Source organism: Citrobacter braakii, from assembly GCF_009648935.1.
In the GTDB taxonomy this organism is placed as follows: Bacteria; Pseudomonadota; Gammaproteobacteria; order Enterobacterales; family Enterobacteriaceae; genus Citrobacter; species Citrobacter braakii.
In genome coordinates this window covers 4,059,010-4,083,707 of the sequence record NZ_CP045771.1, presented here as the reverse complement: position 1 = coordinate 4,083,707, position 24,698 = coordinate 4,059,010, and the positions used below count along the sequence as shown (strand labels likewise).

Below are 24,698 nucleotides of genomic sequence, written 5' to 3'. Positions count from 1 at the left end.
GGAGGAGACATGAAGATAGATGACATTGAATCGTGAAATTTAAGAATGAAGATATGCAAAAAATGCAAATAAGCTTTACTCAGCCAAAATCTTATTCATAAATACACTACCGCTTGCGTCAAATAATTCATCCCATGGACCATCCCGTCCACTCAATGGCATATACCTTTGACAGCAGGTCTCCTGACTCACGGTAATCAGAATATCGGCCTTCCCATAAAGATGAACTTTACAGTGACCTGTGGTTTATGAGCCACACAGGGATATTCTGCATCCGCCTACAGTTGCGGGGGCAGTTATGGAATTGAATTGAATAATTCTCACCATATTCCTATTCATATACAAAAATGTAATGAAATGCTGTCGAAAGCGACTCTAGCGGCAATTGTTAACAAGGTCAACCATAGAGGGCAAGAGATGAAAGGCAGTGGTGTGGGGAAAAATACCCATTTAATACAGTGAGTTATGATTTTGTTGGTTACTGCGATGTTGTAAATGAAAATAGCAACAGGAAGCTAAATGAGAATTGGTTGATATTGATCAAATTACACGCATGCTGAAATTTCTGTGTATGAAACATATTGATCACCATCAAAAGTTCCGCATATCAGCGCTTGACACTTTTTTGTGTACTCTCCATATGTACCAATTGCCACTCATCCTGCATATCCATAATCACATTAAAATTGTTACGCAACCAGAAATAATACCCTCCGGGTAAAAAATGATGTGTGTGGAGATACAAAGTCTTATATTGATGTTTCTGACAGAATACCTCAGCTAAAGCAAACAACTGACTTCCGATCCCCTGTCTGCGGTAGCGCTCATCCACGTAGCAACGACAAATTTCCGCCGTTTCAGACAAGTTATAGCGACCACGTAGTTCAGTAATACGATCATCATATTGACATACCGCCAGTGTAGCGATTAATTCCTGGTTTTCACTCCACGCGCAAAGTAATGAATTCCTTTCCTGCAAGATATACTGTTGTTCGAGATCAAAGAGATCTTCTTCGGCAGAAGGCATGGCTCTACCGGCATTGAAGAATAAATTAAGATGCTCAACAAGAAACGACTGAACAGCAGGAATATCGGCGGGAGTCATCTCACTAAACCTAAATGGGATCATGGCAGCATAACTCAAATTTAGAACGGAAAATGATAATAACAATAAGACCACTTTAAAAACAATATTGAGCAGTAGGAGACAGACTCGCAATTGCATACGGAGCTATTCTCATTACGGGTTATAAATGGGTGTTTGGGCGGTCTCCACAGAGTGCAATCAAGCAGAAACACTTAACAAAATTCTTCGCGCAGAAGGTCAGGCTGTCGCGAGAACTAAGGATTTCAGCGTCTTCTTGGGACAGAAAAAAGAATTGCATCTTATTGGGCTGCCAGGCATTTGCAACTGGGGCTGCATTTTTTCTTCATTACCTGAAGTGCCCTTATAGAAAAGCATCTGACATTTTGTTTTTGAAAACGACGTCTCAAAACATGTCTGTATTCATTCTCTAAGCAGAATATTATAGAAACTAAATTATGAGTGGTAAGAGTAAATGTCACAACAAGGTGATTTACAATATGGATTATTTCATGCTGTAATAGTTGATTAAGGTTAGGGTTTAGAGTATCTTTAATCTAATCGTACATTTTCAAATAAAAGCAGATAATAACAGTATGAAAATCAGACTCTATAATTTTTCAGAAGACACAAATGAAGTTTTTGTTTTTAGATGGACTCGGAAGCACTATGAATTTTGCATGGATAACGATATCTTTTTGAATCATAGAGGTAAGAAAGTTTATAAAGAAAGAAATTTGTTACTGTTCTCGAAAGGTGACAAAATTAGAATTGAAGCTGATGTTATTGCTGAACAATATTCCACAATGCCAGTAAAAAGTTTTTCTAGCGTTGGTGCGTTTTCATTTCCAACCTGTTATTTTCCGGGTAATGTAAATATCGGAAGATTTTGTAGTATTGCATCAAACGTAAAAATCATGGGAGGGAACCATCCTATGAATCGTTTTACAACTCATATGCTTACTTATAATGGCGAGTTTGATAAATATGCTGCCAACGAGTTCGGACAAAACTGGGTATTGAAACCATTTATTACAAAGCCTAAAAATACAACGATTGGTAATGATGTCTGGATTGGCAATGATGTCGTTTTAAAAGGTGGTATTTCAATTGGTGATGGTGCTGTTGTTGCAGCAAATTCCGTTGTTACTAAAGATGTGCCTCCATATGCTATTGTCGCAGGGGTTCCTGCGAAAATTATCAAATACAGATTTGAGTCAGATATTATTGAACAGTTGTTAAAAATAAAATGGTGGAACTATAATTACACCGATTTACCCGATAACAGCAAGTGTGATGATATTATAAATTTTGTCACTGAAATGAGCACGTTGATATCGAATGGCACTATAAAAGAAAAAGCATATAAAAAATTTAATCTTACCGAAATATTTACAACTCTTTAGTTAAATATGTCATTGTTGGGACTATTATCCGGCGCAAGCAAAATGAGATAAGGACAACACGATGATAAAAGTTAGCATCTCGCTAGCGATGAGCGTCTTGCCATTGTCAGCATATGCAGCAACGACCGGACTAACCAGCCCGGCACCGAGCGTCTGTGTAGAAACGATCGCTATTTCGGGCCAGATGGTAAGCGTAGCGGGAAAGTGAATACTCGTTACACCGCTCTATTGTTCAGACAGAACGATAAATCCTGATAGTCCTGCGCGCTTTCCCTGCCTGCGCGGCGGGGACGCCGTTTTCTGCTTTTCCATCTGCCCGCAACACTAACTCTCAGAAATGAGAGGCCGATCCTCTGAGCAGGACTTTTGTCCTCAATCCTCTGCAAACCGCTGGTTACAATCCCTGCATATCTTCAATACCCATAATTCAGGAATTGTTATGACTGCACATATTAATGCTAAAGCGGGTGATTTTGCGCCAACCGTTATTATGCCGGGCGATCCGCTTCGCGCTAAGTTTATTGCCGAAAATTATCTAATGGATTACCGCGAAGTCACCAATGTACGCAATATGCTGGGCTATACCGGTCTTTATTTTGGGCAACCTGTTTCGGTGATGGGACATGGCATGGGTATACCGTCAATGACGCTTTATGCTCATGAACTGGTACATGATTTCGGTGTACAGAGAATTATTCGTGTCGGCAGTCTGGGGGCAACACAACATCATGTCAAAATGCGAGATATTATTCTTGCCATCGCCGCCGGAACGGATTCCATCACAAATTTAAAACGTAGCGCGGGCTACACGATGGCGACATCTGCCCATTTTCCATTATTGCAGCAGGCGTGGGCATTGGCGCAGAAGGCCGGTATTGACGTTAAAGTCGGCAATGTCTTCAGTGGCGATCTTTATTACGATCCTGACGAAAATTTAATACCTGCACTGGAAAAGTTTGGTGTGCTGGGTGTGGATATGGAAGTGGCAGGGTTATACGCTTTAGCGCATCAGTTTAATATTGAAGCGTTGGCTATATTAACCGTATCCGATCATTGCCTGACAGGAGAAGAAACAACGGCGGAAGAACGGCAGTTAACCTTTAAAAATATGATAGAGCTGGCGCTAAATACAGCTGTTACGGCTTAGCATCAGCATTTAAATGAACCAATCAGAGATGGCATTATATGAAGAATAAAATAGCACTTACGCTGATTAGTTTTCTGGCAAATTTTATTATGGCAGGATTTGCCAGTCAGTTTGGCATGCTGATTGAACCGATTGCAGTACGCTACAGTGCCGATGTGAATACCGTCGCCTCGATATTTTCGTTGCTTAACGGTGGGGCGTTAGCTGGGACCATTGCCGCCTTTTTCCTGATTGAGAAAATCGGCGTTAAGCGTATGACGCTCATTATCTATTCGATAGTGTTCCTCTGCGCTCTGGCAATGCACTTAAGCCCTGGCTTATGGCCGGTGATGGTCGCCATGACCCTGGTGGGTTTCTGCGGCGGGATTGGTCTGTGCGTGGCCGGAACGATCGTGGTTTCGGTTTGGCAGGATCGCATTCAAAGTACGATGCTGGTGGTGCAGGACGCCACCTTTAACGTCGCGGGCGTAGTTTTCCCGCTGATTACCACCTTCGCCCTGACGCACAATATGTCGTGGAGTTACAGCTATCTGAGCGTAGGCATAGTGGCCTTACTCACGCTGGGCGTTGTGACTCTCACCCGCTTTACCGCCTGTGAAACGGCTCCTGCAGCGGATAGCGCAGACCCGGTGAAATCCGAGTGGAATCCAGGGATTATCAGCGGAGGCATTGGCCTGTTCTTAGGTATGTTGGCGCTGTATACCTTCCTGACCTGGGCACCATTATTTGTGAAGAACAAATTTGGTATTCCCTTCGAAGAAGCAGGTAATATTATTACGCAATACTGGGGTGCTGCGCTGGTCGGCGCGTTAGTCTCAACCGTTATTGTTTCCCGCGTAAAGATACATTATTTCTTGCTTAGCATTATTTTGTTAGCTTGCGTTATTACCACCATCATTGTCACGAAGGAAAATATCTCCGGGCTTGATTATCTGGCCTATAGTTACGGGTTTGTCTGCGCAGCGCTGTATAACTCCTTTATTGCCTACGGGGTTTCTTTCGTGAAGCGCGCGAGTAGCCAGAACGTTTCTTATATTTTAATTAGCGGTAGTGCTGGCGCCATGTTTAGTCCGGCGATCAGTGCGCTAATGGAAAAAACTATGGGATTGCAGAAAATTATGTACGCAATACCGGTGTTGTATTTAATTATCTTTATTATGTTGATGGGTACATTAAAACTCAAACGTAATTAAACACAGTAATAACGCTTACCTCTTTAATTAGATAGCCCGCCGTCACGCCATTTATCTGGTGGGACGACACTCAACCTTGCTCAAAGGAATTGAAAATGCTGAAGAAAAATAAATCAATGATGAAAAAAACAGTTCTGGGTGCGGTAATTGCGATGTGCTGTACGCAAGCGCTTGCGGCTGATTATGCCGATGGCAACATCCGCAAAAATGATTTTAACTGGATGCAGATGAACTTAATGCAAAGTGTGGATGCGAAAGTGCCTTATGGTATTCGTAATGACACCTATCTTGAGCTGGAGTTTGGCGCACGATCCGGGATTATCGATCTGTATGGTTATGTGGATTTCTTTGATATTTTGGATCGCGAGCAGGACGATCGTCACGGGGGGGATAACTTCTTTGCCAAGATATCTCCACGTTTTTCCCTCGACGCCATTTTTAATAAAGATTTATCTGTTGGGCCATTTAACGAATTCTATATCGCAACGGTAAATAACATTGGTGACCGGGAATTATTTGAGCATTACGTTGGTCTCGGCACGGATGTTAAAGTGCCGTGGTTTGGTCTGGTGGGAATGAACATTTATGCGCACTATGTACGTGAAAATTACGGTGCAGATAACGAAGGCAAGTGGGATGGTTACATGTTCTCGACCAACTGGTCGACGCCGTTCTATACGTTCGCCAACGGCAGTTATTTGAACTATCAGGGTTACTTTGACTACCAGTTCGCCGCGAACAAGATTGCTAACCAGCCGTTATATAGCAATAACGCGATTGAATGGTATAACGGCATCTACTGGCATTCAGAGCATTATGCGGTAGGTTATGGCTTAAAATATTTCCGCAACATGGCATTGATGGAAAACCACGGTGGAGCAGGGCGTACCACCGGGCTGGGTCACTATTTCAACCTCACCTATAAGTTCTGATTGCGCTGAAATGACACACCAATGCTCCGTTTGTCAGGGTTGGTGTGTCAGTCAGTGATGTCATTGCCGAGAAATTTACGCAGCCCATCCAGATCCTTAATCTCCAGTCCTTGCTTCGTGCGCGTTACCAGCCCGGCATCCGTCAGCGCTTTCACCGCCCGCCGATAGACCCGGTCGGTGGTGCCGAATCGCTCAGCTTCCTGGTATTTTTTATGAAAACCATCCATTGGCTGCTTGTCCTGATGCTGGCGATACAGGTCATACGCCACGTTATGTACGATAGGGTAGAGCATCCGGTGCAGGAAGATTTCCAGCATATCCTGATAATCAACGGCCATTGCGCTGGCGAAAAATATCGCCAGTCTGGGGTGCTGGTTCAGCGCTTCCTCCAGACGGTCACAGTTGCATACCGCCACGGTCAGCGGTTCTTCGGCTACGATATCAAGCTGGCAACGATACCCGGTAAAAAATTCCATTTCGCCAAACAGTTGCTCATCACATTCCATTGCACCCAGTTGGAAACGGCGACCATTCTCCGCGCTATAACGCAGAGAAATTCTTCCTGACTGCACCATGATCAGTCGATCGACTACCTGTCCCTGGCGGTAAAGATAGTCATCTTCCTGGATAATCTGTGTTTCTGAGAGCAACTCCTGGAATATCTTCTCAATTAAGGCATCATCCTGCTGCCAGATATTGTGAAAACGACCTTTTGTGAGGGGTTTAAGCTGCATGGCTCAACGTCTTATTGTTTGAGATAATTCTTATCGCTGACTGTATGCCATCTGCTGCGCAATGTCATTAAGAGCGGGTTGCGGATAATAAAAGGGCCAGCATCATGCTGGCCTTGACACACTAAGGATGGCTGATAAAGCGAGACAATCGCTGGCGCAGCAGGCGGTTTTCCTGCCGCAGTTGAGCGTTCTCTTCCAGCAATGTCAGCGCAACGGCAATTCCCGGCCAGTCAAGTTCCAGCTCCTGACGCAGGCGTATCGCGCGACGCATGAAGTTCAGCGCATGATCGTCAAAAGTCTCGTCTTCATGAGGTTCTATCACCCCTAAGCCGACAATCTCATGTAGCTCTTCTTCTGACACACCGGTGTACAGACAAAACTCGGTAATGGTAAAGGTGACGGTGACGTTAGCCATTATGCTTTCCCCCACTCTTTGCGCGGATCAAAGGTCTTTTGTGCATCCGCCAGTTGCTGCCACAGGGCGGCGCTGGCGTCGTCAGGTTTCGGCGGCATGACGATTTTGATCACCGCATACAAATCGCCGGTATGTTTTTTACTTACCAGACCTTTGCCCTTAATGCGTAACCGCTGCCCGGCCTGGCTGCCCGCAGGAATGGTCAGCAGGATGCTCTCTTTTAACGTCGGAACGGTTACTTTCGCGCCCAGCGCGGCTTCCCACGGCGCCAGGGGAACGACCACTTCCAGATCCTGATTAACGATATCGAACAGCGGATGTGGCGCGATATGAATCACCAGCCACAAATCACCGTTTGGCCCGCCGTTTTCACCGGGGGTGCCCTGGCCTTTCAGACGAATACGCTGACCGTTACCGACGCCAGCCGGAATTTTCACATTCAACGTTTTAGGAATTTCACGTTCGACCATGCCGAACGCATTGTAAACCGGCAGGGTGTAACTGATCGTGCGGCTATGCTCAGTAAGCGTTTCTTCGAGGAATACGGCGACTTCAATTTCAATATCGTGCCCGCGGCTGGCATGACGCTGGCGAGACTGTTGCGCATGCTGACCAAAAATGGAGGAGAAGATATCGTCGAAATCTTCGGCGTTATAGCGTTGATTCTCTCCTTGTTGGAATTGACGGTTGAACTGTGGGTCGTTGCGGTGCTGCCACAACTGGTCGTACTCGGCGCGTCGCTGTTCATCACTCAGGACTTCCCAGGCTTCAGCAACCTCTTTAAACCGGGCCTCCGCGTCAGTCTCTTTGCTGACATCAGGATGATATTTACGGGCGAGTCGACGATAGGCGGTCTTGATTGTCTTGAGATCGTCTGTCGGTTTCACGCCCATAATGGCGTAATAATCCTTTAATTCCATAGCGTTCTCTCGTGTAAATCAACACTTGCAGAAGGTGAACCCTGACAACAGGTATCACCGCTAAGTTTAGGGTAATCCTGATAACGGAGAATGCCAACCGGGAAGGGAGGATATTGCTATAAACGATGCGGGCATTGCACCACCAACAGCGCTTTTTAACGTTATGGCGTCTGTTGTGTGGTGCGAATAGTGAGATTAGCTAAACATCAGGATTTAGTGATCAGGAAGCGGACCGTATCAGCATAGTTTTGTACGAACGCGTTAAGGTCATCAGATTTCAGTCCTTTCGGATTGATCATATATTTACCGTTGATAAAAATGGCGGGCACCCCGGTTAAATCTACAGCTTTAGCCATTTCTTGCTGTTTGGCGGTTAGTGATTTTACGGCAAAACTATTCCATGCGGCATCATAATCACTGGCACTGACGCCCGCGCTGATAAATACGTTACGAATATCGTCCGCCGATTTAATGGTTTGTTTTTTCTGCACGGCATCAAAAAGCAACGGTTTAACTTTATCTTGCACGTTCAACAGCATGGCGACGGACCAGGCGTGCGTCATGTCTTGCCCCAGAGGGCCTAAAAAGTCGACGTGGTATTCGGTGAGTTTGACGTCAGCAGGCAAAACTTTTTTCACGTTATCAGTGATTTCAAAAACTTCATCGTACTGATAGCAGGAAGGACAATAGAACGAGAAAAACTTCAGCGCTGCCGGGGCTGAAGCGACGGGTTTTTCCAGTGAGATAAACTCTTTGCCGTCGGTAAATGGTGCTGCCTGAGCGCTAACGGTAAAAAGTAACCCAATCAGGGGTAATAAATATTTTTTCATTTCCATATACTCTAAATAACATTCAATAAACAAATTTTCTGCGAATGAATACGCTCTTCATTGCGTCGGGCTATAATACGATAATCACCTAAAAATGCGCTGACCCTTACTTTCATTTACGCATCAATACGTAGCGGGACAGTATTTATGTACTGTTCTGCGAATATCCTTTGGTACTCTTCGTAAATAGTGAATGATCACTTCCGTGATATTTTCGTAATTATTTTGGCAATGTTATATTGTAATAAATAAAAACGAAAATATGATTAATTATCATTTAATTTATAAAACGTGAGCAGCAACGCGTTGCGCTATGTTCTGTCAACGCAGCCGTAAGATTTTCTTTTTCTTGTAGCGTTTGAATGAATAGGGTAAGTGTCAGTGATGAGCAACCAAAATGGATATCGCTATGATTGACCACCTGGATCATCTGGTATTGACCTCCAATAATGAAGAGGCATGCGTTCATTTTTATGTCGAACTTTTAGGGATGAGGCTGGAAACCTTCGCGCAAGGGCGGAAAGCCTTCGTCTTTGGCAATCAGAAAATTAACCTCCACATTCGGGGAAAAGAGTTTGAACCCAAAGCTCACGCGCCAACGCCGGGGGCGCTGGATTTGTGTTTTATCACCACGCGTGCGCTGGAAGAGGTGATTGCCACGTTTCAAACGCACGGGGTCGATATTGTTGAGGGACCGGTTGCACGAACCGGTGCGATGGGACCGATTCGCTCGGTTTATGTCAGAGATCCCGATCTCAATCTGATTGAAATCGCGGTATATCCTGCTGATGACAGGACATAACTTTACAGCGCAAAGGTTGCCAAAACCTGGTGAGTGGTTAAGATAACTCGCATCAATCAGTGAGGGTATAATGGCGAAACGTCAACGGATGGGATGGTGGTTCCTCTGTCTGGCATGTGTTGTGGTGATGGTTTGCACCGCACAACGCATGGCGGGCCTGCACGCGTTGCAGATGGACACCGTTGCCACAAGCGTGGTCGTAAGCGGACAAGCTCAGACCGATGAGGCCTCGTCCGTTACCCCTTGTGAACTGAGCGCGAAGTCATTACTGGCGGCGCCCCCGGTACTGTTCGAAGGCGCTATTCTGGTGCTGTGTCTGCTACTGTCGCTGCTGGCGCCAGTGCGGGCGTTTCGTCTGCCTTTTTTCCCACCGCGAGCCATCTCGCCGCCCACGCTAAGGGTACATCTGCGATTTTGCGTCTTCCGTGAATGACAGAACAGCCGTTGCTGACTGTTAGATAATTATTCACGGAGAAAATATATGATGACTGTTTTCAGGCAGGCGCTGCTCTGTCTGTTATTGCTATGGCTGCCCGTATCCTGGGCGGCTGAACCCGGCTGGCTGCGTTCACCCGATAACGATCACGCCAGTGTGCGGTTACGCGCTGATACGTCCTCAGGCGGCGAAACTCGTCTGTTGCTGGATGTTAAACTGGAGGACGGCTGGAAAACCTACTGGCGTTCGCCGGGCGAGGGAGGCGTCGCGCCATCTATCGCCTGGCAAGGGGAAATGCCTGCGGTCGACTGGTTCTGGCCAACCCCTGCACGCTTTGAGGTCGCTAATATCACGACCCAGGGCTATCACGATAATGTGACGTTCCCGATGGTTGTGCGCGGCAGATCGCCCGCCACGCTTAGCGGTGTTTTGACGCTATCCACCTGTAGCAACGTTTGCCTGTTGACGGATTTTCCTTTTTCCGTGACCTCCACGACCCAGGACCCGACTTTTGCGCATGACTATGCGCAGGCAATGGGGCAGATCCCGCTTGCCAGCGGCCTGACCGATACTTTGCGCGCTGGCGCACGGGCCGGCGAGCTGGTCGTCGAGGCTCACCGCGCGGAAGGCTGGACTGCGCCTGGGCTGTATCTGGACGCCGTTGATGATGCTGATTTTGGCATGCCGCAAATTCACGTCGCAGGTGAGACGTTACGCGCCACGGTACCCGTTCATGACGGTTGGGGGGAAGGCGCGCCGGATTTACGCGGTAAGTCGGTCACGCTGGTGCTGGCAGATAACGGTGTTGCCCAGGAAAGTCGTCTTGCGATTGGCGAAGCCCCGGTTATTGAGAACGCCTCACTCCCATTGTGGCAGGTGGTGCTAATGGCGCTGCTGGGCGGTTTGATCCTCAACCTGATGCCCTGTGTGTTACCGGTTCTCGGCATGAAACTGGGCTCTATTTTGCTGGTTGAGGAAAAAAGCCGTCGCCAGATCCGCCGTCAGTTCCTCGCATCGGTAGCCGGGATCCTGGTCTCCTTTATGGCCCTGGCGCTATTGATGACAGTGCTACGTTTAACCAATCAGGCGCTGGGCTGGGGGATCCAGTTTCAGAACCCGTGGTTCATTGGCGTCATGGTCGTGGTGATGCTGACATTCAGCGCCAGCCTGTTCGGGTGGTTTGAATTCCGCCTGCCTTCGGCGATGACCACCACGCTGGCGACTCGCGGTGGCAACGGCTTGTCGGGACATTTCTGGCAAGGCGCATTTGCGACCCTGCTTGCCACGCCGTGCAGCGCCCCGTTTCTGGGAACAGCGGTAGCGGTGGCATTGACCGCTTCGCTGCCAACGTTGTGGGGACTGTTTATCGCACTTGGCCTGGGGATGAGCTTGCCGTGGCTGCTGGTGGCTCTGCGTCCCGGTCTGGCGCTGCGTTTGCCGCGTCCGGGACGCTGGATGAATAGTTTGCGGCGTCTTCTCGGTGTCATGATGCTGGGTTCGGCTATCTGGCTTGCGACGTTGCTGCTCCCACATTTAGGGCTGGCCGGACACGCTAGCGCTAAAGAAAGCGTGAACTGGCAACCGCTTAGCGAGCAGGCGATTGAGGATGCGCTGGCGCAACATAAGCGAGTGTTCATTGACGTCACTGCCGACTGGTGCATCACTTGTAAGGTCAACAAATACAACGTGTTGCATAAAGATGACGTACAGGCCGCTTTGCAACAGCCGGATGTAGTGGCGCTGCGCGGCGACTGGACGCTCCCTTCTGAAGCCATCACCGAATTTCTGAAAAAACGCGGCCAGGTTGCTGTGCCATATAACCAAATTTATGGCCCCGGTCTGCCGGAAGGCCAGGCGTTACCAACGTTGTTGACCCGCGATGCGGTATTGCAAACGTTGACCGACGCCAAAGGAGTAACCCCATGAAAATAATGATTTTTCTGCTGTTAACCCTGTTTTCTGCCGTCAGCGTAGCGAAAGAGCCTGCACCGTTTACACCGGAACAGGAAAAGCAAATTGAAGCATTAATCCAGGAGGCCCTGTTTAACGATCCCAACAGCCCGCGGATTGGCGCTAAGCAGGCGAAACTGACCCTGATAAACTTCACCGATTACAACTGCCCGTACTGCAAGCAACTGGATCCCATGCTGGAAAAAATTGTGCAGAAATATCCTGACGTGGCGGTAGTGATTAAACCGCTGCCGTTTAAAGGGGAAAGTTCGGAACTGGCGGCGCGGACCGTGCTGACTACCTGGCTTGAGCATCCGCAGCAGTTTCTGGCGCTACATGAAAAACTGATGCAGAAAAAGGGTTACCATACCGACATCAGTATCAAACAGGCGCAGGAAAAATCGGGAGCCAGTCCGGTGACGCTGGATGCCCAAAGTGCTGAAACGCTAAGTACTAACCTGCAACTGGCGCGACTGGTGGGCGTGCAGGGCACCCCCGCAACGATTATTGGTGATGAGCTTATTCCCGGTGCGGTGCCGTGGGAAACCCTTGAGGAAGTGGTCAAAGAAAAGCTGGCGGCGGCCAATGCTCAGTAAACTGCGCCGCTGGCTGCGCGAAGGGCTGATCTTACTGGCGCTGTTGGCAGGGGCGATGCTGCTGATGGATGTCTGGCGCGCGCCGCAGCTCCCTGGCTCTTTTGACAGCACGCCTTTGCAAACGCTGGATGGTGAAACCGTCACGCTGGCGGCGCTCAGCAAAGACGAGCCGGTGCTGCTTTATTTCTGGGCGAGCTGGTGCGGCGTTTGCCGCTTCACAACGCCGGAAGTCGCCAGGCTGCGTTCGGAAGGGGAAAACGTGATGACCATTGCGTTACGCTCCGGCAGTGAAGCTGAGGTGTCTCGTTGGCTGTCGCGTAAAGGCGTGGACTTTCCGGTCATCAATGATGCGAACGGGGCAATCTCCCGCAGTTGGGCGATTAGCGTCACGCCCACGCTGGTGGTAGTGTCACAAGGTCGGGTGGTGTCAACAACCAGCGGCTGGACCAGCTACTGGGGCATGAAGCTTCGGCTGTGGTGGGCAAAAACGTTCTGATAATGTGCCGGGGAAACCCGGCATTTTTATATTATGACCCGTAAGCGGGAAGACATATTTCGTTGCCTGGCGAAGCGAGCACCGCGATTAACGTCCAGAATGGGTCATCTTCTCTTTTTCAGGAAAGTGCAGCATGACGAGTTCGTTAGCGTTTGGGCCCGCTCTGGTGATGATGATTGCCGCCACGTTTGTCCTCGCCGGGATGGTAAAAGGCGTCACTGGTATGGGATTGCCCACCGTGGCTATGGGGATCCTCGGATCGCTTATTTCGCCGGTTGCGGCGGCGGCCATGCTGCTGTTGCCTTCGCTGATTAGCAATCTGTTTCAGTTTGGCGGTGGCGGAAATACGCGTCAATTAGTCAAACGACTGTGGCCAATGTTATTGACGGTGGTGGTGGCGACACTGTTTGCCAGCGCCTGGATTACCGGCGGCGATACCACCCGTACCCAGTTTGCGCTCGGCGTGGCGCTGGTGGCTTACGCTATCTGGACGCTGGCCGGAAAGAAAATCGCAGTGGCTCCGCAGCATGAAAAACCGTACTCCCTCGTCATAGGATTTGTTACGGGCTTATTGACTGGCGGAACCGGTGTATTTGTGATGCCCGCCGTGCCCTGGATCCAGTCATTGGGTTTTGAGAAAGATGAACTGGTTCAGGCGCTCGGGATCTCTTTTACGTTTTCGACATTGGCTTTGGCGCTTGGTCTGTGGTGGCACAACGCGCTGCCCGTACAGTCGTTGAGCTTATCGGCTTTGGCCATTGTTCCTGCGCTGATTGGTCAGTGGTTAGGAACCCGTGTACGACGGGTTATTTCTCCGCTCGTGTTTAAACGCTGTTTTCTGTTTTGTTTGGTCGGGTTGGGTATCGAGATGATGCTGCGTGCGGTGTGACCTGTGCGGTGACTTTAGAACGCATTCATGGCATCGTTAATTCAGACATTCAGGGTCAAAGAGGTCGCTATGGCATCAGTGATGTTAAGTGAGGAAGAGGGCGCTCTGGAGTCGCGAATGGCGCTCACCGCGGCGGCGATGGCCGATAAATCGCGCTCGCGAATGTTGTGCGCCCTGATGGATGGCCGCGCCTGGACCGCGACCGAGCTCAGCGCAGTGGCGGATGTATCAGCGTCGACCGCCAGTGCGCATCTGGCGCGTCTGTGCGAACAACGTTTTGTTGTGGCGCTCGCGCAGGGCAGGCATCGTTATTTTCGCCTTGCAGGCTCCGATATCGCTGAACTGCTGGAGCGTCTGATGGGCGTGGCGTGGGCTACATCAACGCCACGAAAAATCACGACGCCGGCAGGCTTACGACATGCCCGAACCTGCTACGATCATCTCGCTGGCGAGGTGGCGGTGAGGCTGTTCGATACGCTGGTTTCCCGTCAGTGGTTAACGCCGGATGGTGAAACGCTGACCTCTCTTGGGCAGGAAAAACTGGCACAAATGGGGATTGTCCTGGCTGCGAGCGCATCGCGGCGGAAATTAACCTGTGGTTGTCTGGACTGGAGTGAACGACGTTACCATCCCGGCGGCGTGCTTGGCGCATCGCTGCTACGCTGGCTGATTGAAAAACGATGGATAAAAACGGAGCTGAGTGGTCGCCGCGTCACCTTCACCCCGCTTGGCATTCGCAAATTAGAAACCGAGTTCGGTATTAAAACGACACCGTAGATGGTTCGTTTTGCGAAAGCGTTCCGGGAAATATGTCATATTTCTGTCACACTCTGTTGTGATTGATAACAACAAGAGGTCGTAGGGATGAATAAATCGTTAATCGCCGCAGCCGTGGCAGGGGCTGTATTAGTGTCAACCGCCGCGCAGGCGCAGACCGCGCCGGAAGGCTATCAGCTTCAGCAAGTATTGATGATGAGTCGGCATAACTTACGCGCACCTTTAGCCAATAATGGCAGTGTTCTTGAGCAGTCCACCCCCAAACAATGGCCAGAATGGGATGTCCCCGGCGGACAACTCACCACCAAAGGCGGCGTGCTGGAAATCTATATGGGCCACTATATGCGAGAGTGGCTGGCAGAGCAGGGGATGGTGAAATCGGGCGAATGTCCGGCGCCGGGTACGGTCTATACCTATGCTAACAGCCTGCAGCGTACGGTCGCGACGGCGCAGTTCTTTGTCACCGGTGCTTTCCCGGGTTGCGACGTCCCGGTCCATCATCAGGAAAAAATGGGCACCATGGATCCCACCTTTAACCCGGTGATCACCGATGATTCCGCCGCCTTCAGCCAGCAGGCGGTTCAGGCAATGGAGAAAGAGCGTAGCCAAATGCAGCTCAACGACAGCTATCAGTTGCTTGAGCAAATGACCGACTACAAAGACTCTCCGTCCTGCAAAGAAAAACAGCAGTGTTCCCTGACCGATGCCAAAGATACGTTTAGCGCGAAATACCAGCAGGAGCCTGGGGTTTCGGGGCCGCTGAAGGTCGGGAATTCGCTGGTTGATGCCTTCACGCTGCAATATTACGAAGGCTTCCCGATGGACAAGGTCGCCTGGGGCGAGATTAAATCCGATCAACAGTGGAAGGTTCTGTCGAAGCTGAAAAATGGCTATCAGGACAGCCTGTTCACCTCCCCGGAAGTGGCGCAGAACGTCGCCAAACCGCTGGTGAAGTATATTGATAATGCGCTGGTTACTGAACGCGTAAAAGCGCCAAAAATAACCGTGCTGGTGGGGCATGACTCAAACATCGCATCGCTGCTCACCGCGCTGGATTTCAAACCGTACCAGCTTCACGATCAGAACGAGCGTACGCCGATTGGCGGGAAGATTGTCTTCCAGCGCTGGCATGACAGCAACGCGAATCGTGATCTGATGAAAATCGAGTACGTGTATCAGAGCTCACAGCAGTTGCGTAATGCAGACGTTCTGACCCTGAAATCCCCGGCGCAGCGCGTAACGCTGGAGCTGAAAGGGTGTCCGATAGATGCGGATGGCTTTTGCCCGATAGATAAGTTCGACAGCGTGTTGAATGAGGCGGCTAAGTAAAAGAAAAACTCCCCCGTGTTCGCGGGGGAGTCTGAGCGCTAGACGTTTTTGCGTTCGATAGTCTGTTCACCCCAAAAGAGCGAATCTTTGTCTGTTTTCTTAAAGGCTTTGATGAGCACCTCGTCGCTACCTTCTTCCCAAATTTTTTCCGCCAGTTTCTCGTCATAATGCGCGACTTCAAAAATGGCTTCGGCTATTTCCGGCGATGTATTGCGCAGACTTGCCCATTCGCCGACGCGATGGGCTTTCGCTTCTTGAGTTGGCATTCGAATCCTCCTGTTGAAGATTAGCCGTTGAGTTTTACTGCCAGACCTGCGACATATTCACCCTGATAGCGGGCGATAGATAATTCTTCCTGACTTGGCTGGCGTGAGCCGTCGCCTCCGGCGATGGTGGTTGCGCCGTAAGGGGTACCGCCGCGAACTTGAGAAACATCAAACAGCTCTTGCGCCGCGTAACCGATAGGCACAATCACCATCCCATGGTGAGCAAGCGTAGTCCAGGTTGATGTAATGGTTTGTTCCTGACCGCCGCCGGTTCCTGTCGAGCTGAATACGCTGGCGAGTTTGCCGTACAGGCCGCCTGAAGCCCACAGCCCGCCAGTCTGGTCGAGGAAGGTGCGCATCTGACCGGACATATTGCCAAAGCGTGTGGGGGTACCAAAAATAATGGCATCGTAATCTGCCAGTTCTTGCGGGGTTGCGACTGGTGCGTTTTGTGTTTTGCCGCCAGCTTTGAGGAAAATCTCCGGCTGCATGGTCTCTGGTACGCGCTTAATAATCACTTCCGCGCCATCTACCTTATTTGCGCCTTCTGCGACTGCATGGGCCATAGTTTCAATGTGTCCGTACATGGAATAATAAAGCACCAGAACTTTTGCCATTTTACACTACTCCTCGAGTTAACCGTGTCCGTAGCGACTCGCTACCTACCTTTAAAGATATGACGTACTGTCAGGAGTGCAAATTTCACAATCACTTCTTTGATTTATAACAATTTTTATAACAACTTCTCTTGTTGCAAAATGATACATATTTAACCGGGTGGAATTTGGTAGTCATAAGAAAGACTTATTGATTTCTCGCTGTGATTATTTCTCTATCACCGCCAATCCTGTTGCAGGATATTACAGTTAGCGGCTGCTCAGGCCACGCTTCACTATGCTTAATCCCACGCAGTTATTTTCAGGGTATCGCCCGTAACGCTGCGTGAGGTATCACTCCTCAGTACCTATGCAATATGATGTCTAATCAATGACGGAGGTCAGTAATGGCAAACCATCGAGGCGGTTCCGGCAACTTTGCGGAAGATCGCGAAAGAGCATCAGAAGCAGGTCGAAAAGGTGGCCAGCACAGCGGGGGCAATTTTAAGAATGACCCGCAACGCGCTTCAGAGGCAGGCAAAAAAGGGGGCAAAAATAGCCACGGCAACAACAAATCGTAATTGCCGGGCTAGCTGTCAGATATGCCGTGACGGCTGAAGATCAGAGTCAGACGTTACGTAGCCACCCACCGCCGCCGGTTTCTTCCGGCGGTTTTTTTTGTCTGCAAGGTTGAACTGTAACAAAACGCAACGCAGACTAACGACATTCAGTTAATCGGGTGTCTCATGTCATTACTTTCTCGTTATTCCTTCTCTGTTAAACCTCAGGAAGCGATCCTTATTGTGATCACTATGTTCTGGGGTGGCACGTTTTTGGCCGTGCAATATGCCGTTACCCTGAGCGGACCTTTTTTCTTTGTCGGCGTGCGTTTTGCCACCGCTGCGCTGGCGGTCGCGCTTTTGTCACTACGCACATTGCATAAACTGACGTGGCTGGAAGTCAAAGCAGGCGTTGCGATCGGTATCGCAATTGCGTTGGGCTATAGTCTGCAAACCTGGGGGCTACAGTTTATTCCCAGCAGTAAATCGGCGTTTATTACCGCGATGTATGTGCCGTTGGTCCCGCTTTTACAATGGCTGTGTCTGGGGCGTATGCCCGGCCTGATGCCGTGTGTCGGCATTGTGCTGGCCTTTATCGGGTTGATTTTTCTCGCCGGACCAGGAGGCAATTTGCTGGCTTTAGGCGAAGGAGAGTGGATCACACTCGCCGGCGCGGTGGCGATTGCGGCAGAAATTATCCTGATTAGCGCGTGGGCGGGAAAAGTGGATGTGCGGCGGGTAACGGTGGTACAACTGGCAACCGCTTCGATAGTGGCGTTTATTGCGATGGGACCGGCCGGAGAGTCCGTACCACCGATGTCTACGGGATTGCTGGTGGTGGCGCTGGGGTTGGGGATTTTCAGTGCGATTATTCAGGTCACCATGAACTGGGCACAGCGCAGCGTTTCGCCGACGCGCGCGACGGTCATTTATACCGGTGAGCCGGTGTGGGCGGGGATCTTTGGTCGCCTGGCGGGGGAACGCTTACCGCTACTGGCTTTGCTCGGCGCAGCATTCATTATTGTTGGCGTGCTGGTCAGCGAACTGAAGTTCAAAAAGAAAAAAGGGGTAGTGCAAGAGGCACCGCCGGAGTCGCTTTAATTTAACCATTCACCGCGTGATTTGGTATGCTGACGCCCTCACAAGAAGGAGAGGGCGCATGGTCCAACGCGCAGAGAAAAAAACAGGTAAGCGCTCGCAGGCCGTCAGTGCAAAACGCCAGGCCATATTAACCGCGGCATTAAATATCTTCTCCCAATATGGGATCCACGGCACGCGTCTCGAACAGGTCGCTGAGCAGGCGGGTGTGTCAAAAACGAATCTGCTTTATTACTTCCCGTCAAAAGAGGTGCTCTATATTGCCGTTTTGCGGCAAATCCTCGACGTCTGGCTGGCTCCGTTGAAGGCTTTTCGCGAAGACTTTGCGCCGCTGGTGGCCATTAAAGAATACATTCGCCTTAAGCTGGAAGTGTCGCGCGATTACCCTCAGGCTTCACGGCTATTTTGTATGGAGATGCTGGCAGGTGCGCCTTTATTGATGGCTGAATTAACTGGCGATCTCAAAACGCTAATTGATGAGAAATCGGCGCTGATTGCCGGTTGGATCAAAAGTGGGAAACTGGCTCCGGTCGATCCGCATCATCTGATTTTTATGATTTGGGCTTCAACCCAGCACTACGCCGACTTTGCCCCACAGGTTGAGGCGGTAACGGGCGCAACGCTGCGTGATGAAGCCTTTTTTAACCAAACGGTGGAGAGCGTGCAGCGGATGATTATTGAAGGGATCCGCGTGCGTTAACTGGCAGGCGGTAACGGACAGCTTAAATCGCCCTCTTCACACTGCAAAAGTGAGGCGAGAAACGCTTCACGCTCGTTGGTTTTATCCGTCAGACACTGGCTGGAAATCATCGCCTGGACGCTACCGCCTTCGGTGCCGGAACTGATTAACGCGCAGTCCGCATCGCGCAGGGTTATCCATGCGATTTGCGCTTTTTTCAGTAAATCGCGCTGGGTTGGGGCGGCGCGCTTAAGCGCATTCTGATAAGTGTCATTAAGTTTGGTGTCGGCCGCCTTAAACTGCTCTGCCGCACAGGTGTTCATCTCAATCTGAGTGTTCGCGTTGGCGCAGTCATCCGCCAGCGCCTGGCCGCTCAACAGCAGCGCTGCACATGTCAGTACGATTCGTTTCATGCTTCCCTCTGGCTTCATAAAAAAGGCTCCGTTACCGGAGTCATGCTTGTCAGTTAACGAGGATGAGTGGCACATACGGAGGTAATGAATCTGTTGCCTCCGGTATATTGCTACGTTCACCTTATGTTTGTCACTTCTCTGAAACGATCCTCCCTGTGAACGTGTTAAGGGTACTATCGCCGTACCCTTAACAATCCCGGCTCCCGGCGGGAAAATTGCCACTTCGTGGTCCCCTCCGTTTATTCCTCCAGGCTACCGGGCCGGGCGCGAGGAAACTTCCCTGTAAAACGCGCCCTGAACCCGCATCCCTGCGGGTTCTCCCGGCCTTACGGAAACACGTCGGCAATTTTCAGCCGGACCAGCCCACACCTGGCCACCTGCGTTTTTTATCTGAACAGCAAAACAGAGTTAACTGGAAGTCAGTGCGTTGCAGCGATGACCCCGTTCCGGCTGAAAATCGATGAGGTGTTGACGGCTGACCGGGTCTGCCCGCAGGGATGCGGGCAGAGGGGGCGGCCTGCAGGGACGCAGGCCCGGCCCCGACCCGAAGGCAGACGGCATAAGACGAATGAATCGCGCAGCGACGATTTTCCCGCCGGGAGCCAGGGATGCAAGGGAGGCGGCGGTGAGCCTCTCTTGCACGTTCACGGGTGTCTGAGCCTCAGAAAAGTGATACCACTGAGGTGAACGGAACCCTGAGCCGAAATCACATGTTCGCCGTAATGCTTAATTGACAGGCATTACCCCCTAACCGGAGCCTTAATTAACCACAACCTTAGCCGATTGTCATCAGGCTGGCGTTCCCCCCGGCAGCGGCGGTATTGACGCTCAGGGAGCGTTCAATGTACAGCCTCTCCAGCAGAATATTGCTTTCGCCACGGGCAAAGCCCTGGACTGAGACAATCGCCCCTTCGCGGGCAGCTACCGCTTCGCACAGTGAACGCAGTTGATCGGAATCGCCGTGGAAAATAACGGCATCAAACGGCTGCGTGGTGATGTTGTCCGCTTTGGCAAACTGGATGCGCCCGGAGACGGCGGCTGGCAGACGTTTTGCCAGTTCACGATGGAACGCATCATCTGGCCACAGGATTAAGCTACCAACGGAAGCCACAGCGGCAACCTGTACCAGCGCGTCCTGTTCATCATCGGCGATACACAGTACGCGTTCACGCGGCAACAGCGTCCAGGTATTCCGCTCGCCAGTGGGTCCTGGCAGCAGACGCTGAGTACCGGCCTGCGCCAGTTCGCCAAACTGCTGGCAGAGCGCATGCAGCGAGGGTCGATCGGTTGCCCATTCGCTGAGTGCTTCCAGCGGCTGAACGAGTGCAGCTTTAAGCTGCGCATCGACCGGGTAGTCTGCATCCTGACGGGCAAGCGTAATGCCTAACGCATTTTCCGGGCGGTTAGCCAGCAGGCGATACAGATACAGCGGTCCACCTGCTTTTGGCCCTGTACCAGACAAGCCTTCGCCACCGAATGGCTGCACGCCGACAACGGCACCGACCATATTGCGGTTAACGTACAGGTTCCCCACGTGTGCCGATCCTGTGACCTGGGCGATGGTTTCATCGATACGAGTGTGTACGCCCAGCGTCAGGCCGTAGCCGGAGGCATTAATTTGCTCAATCAGGTTGCCCAGATTGTTACGGGTGTAGCGCACGACGTGCAGTACCGGACCAAACACCTCTTTTTGTAATTCGTCGAAGCTTTCCAGCTCGATCAGCGTCGGAGCAATAAAGGTACCGGTTTGCCATTCACGCGCATCGTCGCTGTTTTCGCGCACGGCCTGAAACACCGGGCGTCCTTTGGCGCGCATGGCCTGAATATGGCGCTCAATATTGGTTTTGGCTTCTTCATCAATTACCGGCCCAATATCCGTGGTCAGGCGACCTGGATTACCCATGCGACATTCCGCCATCGCGCCGCGCAGCATTTTCAGCGTATGGTCGGCTACATCGTCCTGCAGACACAGGACGCGCAGCGCGGAGCAGCGCTGTCCGGCGCTGTCAAACGCTGAAGCCAGAACGTCGACCACGACCTGTTCCGTCAACGCGGAGGAGTCGACAATCATTGCGTTCATCCCACCGGTTTCGGCGATAAGCGGGATTGGACGCCCCTGAGCATCAAGGCGGGTGGCAATATTGCGTTGCAACAGCGTGGCGACTTCCGTTGAGCCGGTAAACATGACGCCGCGTACGCGCTCATCGGAAGTGAGCTGCGCCCCGACGGTTTCACCCTGACCAGGCAACAGTTGCACCACGCCCGGCGGTACACCCGCTTCGAGCAAAATAGCGATGCCCTGGGCGGCAATTAACGGGGTTTGTTCCGCCGGTTTTGCCAGCACGCTGTTACCCGCCGCCAGCGCGGCGGCAATCTGCCCGGTGAAAATGGCCAGCGGGAAGTTCCATGGGCTGATACAAACCACCGGTCCTAATGGTCGATGGGTTTCATTATCGAAATCATCGCGAACCTGACCGGCATAATAATGCAGGAAGTCTACCGCTTCGCGTACTTCCGCAATGGCGTTGCTGAAGGTTTTACCCGCTTCGCGTACCAGGATGCCAATCAACTGCTGCATCTGACCTTCCATCAGAACGGCGGCACGATGCAAAATGGCGGCGCGCTCTTGTGGCGGTGTGGCGAACCAGATCGGCGCGTTATTCGCTGCGTTCTGTAACGCCTGTTCTACTTCAGCGTGAGTCGCCTCACGCACGTAACCGACAATGTCTTTCGGCTCGGCTGGGTTAACGACTGGCGTCATTTCGCCGTCAGCAACCGGGTGCTCCAGAATGGGTTTAGCGTGCCATTTTTGTAGCGCGCTGTTGAGCAGGGCAGAGGACAGCGAGGCCAGACGATGTTCGTTAGCTAAATCCAGCCCGCCTGAGTTTTCGCGGCCTTTACCGTACAGATCACGCGGCAGGGCAATCTTCGGATGCGGCAAACCGGCCTGACCTTCTTGCTGCGCCAGTTTTTCAACAGCCTCGACCGGATCGGCAACCAGTTCATCCAGCGGCAGGGTCGTGTCGGCAATGCGGTTGACGAACGAGGTGTTGGCGCCGTTTTCCAGCAGACGACGCACCAGGTACGCCAGCAGCGTTTCGTGCGTGCCGACCGGTGCATAAATGCGGCATGGACGGTTCAGTTTGCCATCCGCAACTTTGCCGGTGACCTGCTCATACAGCGGTTCGCCCATGCCGTGCAGGCACTGGAATTCGTACTGACCCGGATAGTAGTTTTGACCGGCTAACTGATAAATCGCCGCCAGCGTATGGGCGTTGTGGGTGGCGAACTGCGGGTAGATCAGATTCGGTACGGCAAGCAGTTTTTTCGCACAGGCCAGGTAAGAAACGTCGGTGTACACCTTACGGGTGTAGACCGGATAACCTTCCAGACCGTCCATCTGGGCACGTTTAATTTCGCTATCCCAGTAGGCGCCCTTAACCAGACGGATCATCAGGCGGCGGCGGCTGCGCGTGGCGACGTCAATCAGATAGTCGATAACATACGGGCAGCGCTTCTGGTAGGCCTGGATAACAAAACCGATCCCGTTCCAGCCTGCCAGTTCGGGTTCAAAGCACAGTTTTTCCAGCAGATCGAGGGAGATCTCCAGTCGGTCAGCCTCTTCGGCGTCGATATTAATGCCGATGTCGTACTGACGTGCCAGCAGAGTAAGCGATTTCAGACGAGGATAGAGTTCATCCATCACGCGATCGTACTGCGCACGGCTGTAACGCGGATGCAGTGCCGACAGCTTGATAGAAATACCTGGCCCTTCGTAGATACCGCGCCCGTTAGAGGCCTTACCAATGGCGTGGATCGCCTGCTGGTACGAAACCATATAAGCCTGTGCATCGGCGGCGGTCAGGGCCGCTTCGCCCAGCATGTCATAGGAGTAACGGAAGCCTTTTTCTTCCAGTTTACGCGCGTTAGCCAGCGCTTCAGCAATGGTCTCCCCGGTGACAAACTGCTCGCCCATCAAGCGCATGGCCATGTCGACGCCTTTACGCACCAGCGGCTCACCGCTCTTGCCGATAATACGGTTGAGTGAGCGTGAGAGGCTGGCTTCGTTATGCGTAGAAACCAGACGACCGGTAAACAACAGCCCCCAGGTCGCCGCGTTGACGAACAGAGACGGGCTGCGGCCAATGTGCGACTGCCAGTTACCGTTGCTGATCTTGTCGCGGATTAACGCATCGCGGGTCGCTTTATCTGGAATACGCAGCAAGGCTTCGGCCAGACACATCAGCGCGACGCCTTCCTGTGAAGAAAGGGAGAATTCCTGCAATAAACCTTGTACCATCCCGGCGCGACCGCTAGCGGTCTTCTGGTTACGTAGTTTGTCTGCCAGATCGTATGCCAGCTTATGCGCCTGCTCGGCGATAGGCTGCGGCAGACGAGCCTGCTCCATCAGCATCGGTACGGCGTCAGTTTCGGCGCGGCGGTAAGCAGCGGTGATTGCCGCGCGGGAAACTGACTGCGGCAGGATCTGTTCAGCAAATTCCAGGAAAGGCTGATGCGCTTCATTTTGCAACGTGGTCGACTCATCGCCCTCATTCGCAGCACCCGCCAGCAGGGCCGGTAGTTCAGGAAGCGCGTCGTCATTTTCCAGTCTTTCGAGATAATTAAAAATGGCTTGTTTGATCAGCCAATGTGGCGTGCGATCGATTCGTGATGCTGCTGTTTTAATACGCTCGCGAGTGGCGTCATCCAGCTTAACCCCCATCGTGGTGGTTCCCATGCCGTTTACTCCTGTTGTACTGAAATACGGGTCTGATAGTTACCGAGAAATATCCACTATGTTGCAACTTTGTGCAACCGTGTTAAATGTGACTTGGTTTGCAAGCTTGGAAATGAATGAAATGTTAATAAACGTGAGTGTTTTGACGGGGGCTATAAAAGTTGCCGAATCTTTTTCTCTGCGGTAGTTAACACTTTTAAAAGGTGCAACCGAAAAAAGTGTGAGAGAGTGCAACCTACAGAAAAATGCTATCTACTCTGGATCAAATTTGATGTAAATGGTGTGTTAAATCGATTGTGAATGACCATCGCTTCCGGCAGGATACGGTCGCCCTGGTAAACATAGATATCTTTGCCACGTTCCGGCAGGGTAATAAAACGGCAAGCCACGGCATTGCTGATACATAATTTTG

Annotated in this window: 24 protein-coding genes, 1 pseudogene and 1 riboswitch; of the genes and pseudogenes, 16 read left to right on the top strand and 9 right to left on the bottom strand. The window is 51.2% G+C overall.

Annotated elements, in window-relative coordinates; translation table 11 throughout:
• Window positions 1–156: 156 nt before the first annotated feature.
• Window positions 157–380: riboswitch (cobalamin riboswitch) on the bottom strand.
• A gap of 227 nt (window positions 381–607) precedes the next feature.
• Window positions 608–1,129, bottom strand: a complete 522-nt coding sequence (locus tag GFC06_RS19330; protein ID WP_194831218.1) for a GNAT family N-acetyltransferase — start codon at window positions 1,127–1,129, stop codon at window positions 608–610.
• Window positions 1,130–1,680: 551 nt separating this feature from the next.
• Between GFC06_RS19330 and GFC06_RS19325 the strand changes: the two genes are divergently transcribed.
• The 5 genes and pseudogenes from GFC06_RS19325 to GFC06_RS19305 all read left to right on the top strand — a co-directional run bounded on the left by GFC06_RS19325 (window position 1,681) and on the right by GFC06_RS19305 (window position 5,762).
• Complete coding sequence (locus tag GFC06_RS19325) at window positions 1,681–2,490, top strand: CatB-related O-acetyltransferase (protein WP_047501112.1); 810 nt, start codon at window positions 1,681–1,683, stop codon at window positions 2,488–2,490.
• A 147-nt stretch (window positions 2,491–2,637) separates the two neighbouring features.
• Window positions 2,638–2,745 (top strand): annotated as a pseudogene (locus GFC06_RS23455) (YcgJ family protein); the annotation flags it as partial.
• Window positions 2,746–2,929: 184 nt separating this feature from the next.
• On the top strand, window positions 2,930–3,637 hold the full coding sequence (gene deoD / locus GFC06_RS19315; RefSeq protein ID WP_153690539.1) for a purine-nucleoside phosphorylase: 708 nt from the start codon (window positions 2,930–2,932) through the stop codon (window positions 3,635–3,637).
• A 38-nt stretch (window positions 3,638–3,675) separates the two neighbouring features.
• On the top strand, window positions 3,676–4,830 hold the full coding sequence (gene tsgA / locus GFC06_RS19310; protein WP_153690538.1) for an MFS transporter TsgA: 1,155 nt from the start codon (window positions 3,676–3,678) through the stop codon (window positions 4,828–4,830).
• A gap of 95 nt (window positions 4,831–4,925) precedes the next feature.
• Window positions 4,926–5,762 (top strand): outer membrane protein OmpK, encoded by an 837-nt coding sequence (locus tag GFC06_RS19305; protein ID WP_016152568.1) that lies wholly within the window; start codon window positions 4,926–4,928, stop codon window positions 5,760–5,762.
• A gap of 47 nt (window positions 5,763–5,809) precedes the next feature.
• Here the strand turns inward: GFC06_RS19305 and GFC06_RS19300 are convergent, their stop codons facing one another.
• The 4 genes from GFC06_RS19300 to dsbA form a co-directional block, all read right to left on the bottom strand.
• Window positions 5,810–6,496, bottom strand: a complete 687-nt coding sequence (locus tag GFC06_RS19300) for a Crp/Fnr family transcriptional regulator (protein WP_103766119.1) — start codon at window positions 6,494–6,496, stop codon at window positions 5,810–5,812.
• A gap of 121 nt (window positions 6,497–6,617) precedes the next feature.
• Window positions 6,618–6,911 (bottom strand): chaperone modulator CbpM, encoded by a 294-nt coding sequence (cbpM, locus tag GFC06_RS19295; protein ID WP_153690537.1) that lies wholly within the window; start codon window positions 6,909–6,911, stop codon window positions 6,618–6,620.
• Window positions 6,911–7,831 (bottom strand): curved DNA-binding protein, encoded by a 921-nt coding sequence (gene cbpA / locus GFC06_RS19290; RefSeq protein WP_016152571.1) that lies wholly within the window; start codon window positions 7,829–7,831, stop codon window positions 6,911–6,913. The genes cbpM and cbpA overlap by 1 nt, the downstream gene beginning before the upstream one ends.
• A gap of 206 nt (window positions 7,832–8,037) precedes the next feature.
• Window positions 8,038–8,661, bottom strand: coding sequence for a thiol:disulfide interchange protein DsbA (dsbA, locus tag GFC06_RS19285; RefSeq protein ID WP_016156157.1), 624 nt, complete (start codon window positions 8,659–8,661; stop codon window positions 8,038–8,040).
• 397 nt (window positions 8,662–9,058) lie between these two features.
• Here dsbA and GFC06_RS19280 point away from each other — a divergent pair, with 397 nt between their 5' ends.
• The 8 genes from GFC06_RS19280 (at window position 9,059) to agp (ending at window position 15,936) form a co-directional block, all read left to right on the top strand.
• Window positions 9,059–9,463 carry a VOC family protein gene (locus GFC06_RS19280; RefSeq protein WP_103766120.1) on the top strand — a complete coding sequence of 135 codons (405 nt, stop codon included), beginning with the start codon at window positions 9,059–9,061 and terminating at the stop codon, window positions 9,461–9,463.
• A 70-nt stretch (window positions 9,464–9,533) separates the two neighbouring features.
• Window positions 9,534–9,896 (top strand): copper resistance protein, encoded by a 363-nt coding sequence (locus GFC06_RS19275; RefSeq protein ID WP_103766121.1) that lies wholly within the window; start codon window positions 9,534–9,536, stop codon window positions 9,894–9,896.
• A 48-nt stretch (window positions 9,897–9,944) separates the two neighbouring features.
• Window positions 9,945–11,825, top strand: coding sequence for a protein-disulfide reductase DsbD family protein (locus GFC06_RS19270; RefSeq protein ID WP_153690536.1), 1,881 nt, complete (start codon window positions 9,945–9,947; stop codon window positions 11,823–11,825).
• The gene (locus GFC06_RS19265) at window positions 11,822–12,445 is read left to right on the top strand and encodes a DsbA family protein (RefSeq protein WP_153690535.1); all 624 of its coding nucleotides are present in this window, start codon (window positions 11,822–11,824) and stop codon (window positions 12,443–12,445) included. The genes GFC06_RS19270 and GFC06_RS19265 overlap by 4 nt, the downstream gene beginning before the upstream one ends.
• Window positions 12,435–12,941 (top strand): protein disulfide oxidoreductase, encoded by a 507-nt coding sequence (locus GFC06_RS19260; RefSeq protein ID WP_016152577.1) that lies wholly within the window; start codon window positions 12,435–12,437, stop codon window positions 12,939–12,941. The genes GFC06_RS19265 and GFC06_RS19260 overlap by 11 nt, the downstream gene beginning before the upstream one ends.
• A gap of 133 nt (window positions 12,942–13,074) precedes the next feature.
• Window positions 13,075–13,830: a sulfite exporter TauE/SafE family protein gene (locus tag GFC06_RS19255; protein WP_049271386.1), complete on the top strand. Its 756-nt coding sequence runs from the start codon at window positions 13,075–13,077 to the stop codon at window positions 13,828–13,830.
• Between the two features lie 69 nt (window positions 13,831–13,899).
• Window positions 13,900–14,607: an ArsR/SmtB family transcription factor gene (locus tag GFC06_RS19250; RefSeq protein WP_049283240.1), complete on the top strand. Its 708-nt coding sequence runs from the start codon at window positions 13,900–13,902 to the stop codon at window positions 14,605–14,607.
• An 87-nt stretch (window positions 14,608–14,694) separates the two neighbouring features.
• Complete coding sequence (agp, locus tag GFC06_RS19245; protein ID WP_115190720.1) at window positions 14,695–15,936, top strand: bifunctional glucose-1-phosphatase/inositol phosphatase; 1,242 nt, start codon at window positions 14,695–14,697, stop codon at window positions 15,934–15,936.
• A 38-nt stretch (window positions 15,937–15,974) separates the two neighbouring features.
• Here agp and GFC06_RS19240 read toward each other — a convergent pair whose 3' ends face one another.
• Together GFC06_RS19240 and wrbA are read right to left on the bottom strand one after the other, a co-directional pair.
• Window positions 15,975–16,202, bottom strand: a complete 228-nt coding sequence (locus GFC06_RS19240; RefSeq protein ID WP_016152581.1) for a YccJ family protein — start codon at window positions 16,200–16,202, stop codon at window positions 15,975–15,977.
• Window positions 16,203–16,222: 20 nt separating this feature from the next.
• Window positions 16,223–16,819 (bottom strand): NAD(P)H:quinone oxidoreductase, encoded by a 597-nt coding sequence (gene wrbA, locus GFC06_RS19235; protein WP_003832057.1) that lies wholly within the window; start codon window positions 16,817–16,819, stop codon window positions 16,223–16,225.
• Between the two features lie 386 nt (window positions 16,820–17,205).
• On the opposite strand from wrbA, the gene GFC06_RS19230 reads away from it, so the two are divergent.
• The 3 genes from GFC06_RS19230 to rutR all read left to right on the top strand — a co-directional run bounded on the left by GFC06_RS19230 (window position 17,206) and on the right by rutR (window position 19,156).
• Window positions 17,206–17,379, top strand: coding sequence for a con-10 family general stress protein (locus GFC06_RS19230; protein ID WP_003036022.1), 174 nt, complete (start codon window positions 17,206–17,208; stop codon window positions 17,377–17,379).
• Between the two features lie 165 nt (window positions 17,380–17,544).
• Window positions 17,545–18,459, top strand: a complete 915-nt coding sequence (locus GFC06_RS19225; RefSeq protein WP_153690534.1) for a DMT family transporter — start codon at window positions 17,545–17,547, stop codon at window positions 18,457–18,459.
• A 58-nt stretch (window positions 18,460–18,517) separates the two neighbouring features.
• On the top strand, window positions 18,518–19,156 hold the full coding sequence (rutR, locus tag GFC06_RS19220; RefSeq protein WP_016156165.1) for an HTH-type transcriptional regulator RutR: 639 nt from the start codon (window positions 18,518–18,520) through the stop codon (window positions 19,154–19,156).
• Here the strand turns inward: rutR and GFC06_RS19215 are convergent.
• On the bottom strand, window positions 19,153–19,548 hold the full coding sequence (locus tag GFC06_RS19215; RefSeq protein WP_153690533.1) for a lysozyme inhibitor LprI family protein: 396 nt from the start codon (window positions 19,546–19,548) through the stop codon (window positions 19,153–19,155). The two genes, rutR and GFC06_RS19215, sit on opposite strands and share 4 nt — an antisense overlap.
• 775 nt (window positions 19,549–20,323) lie before the next feature.
• Window positions 20,324–24,286, bottom strand: a complete 3,963-nt coding sequence (putA, locus tag GFC06_RS19210) for a trifunctional transcriptional regulator/proline dehydrogenase/L-glutamate gamma-semialdehyde dehydrogenase (RefSeq protein ID WP_153690532.1) — start codon at window positions 24,284–24,286, stop codon at window positions 20,324–20,326.
• Between the last annotated feature and the right edge of the window lie 412 nt (window positions 24,287–24,698).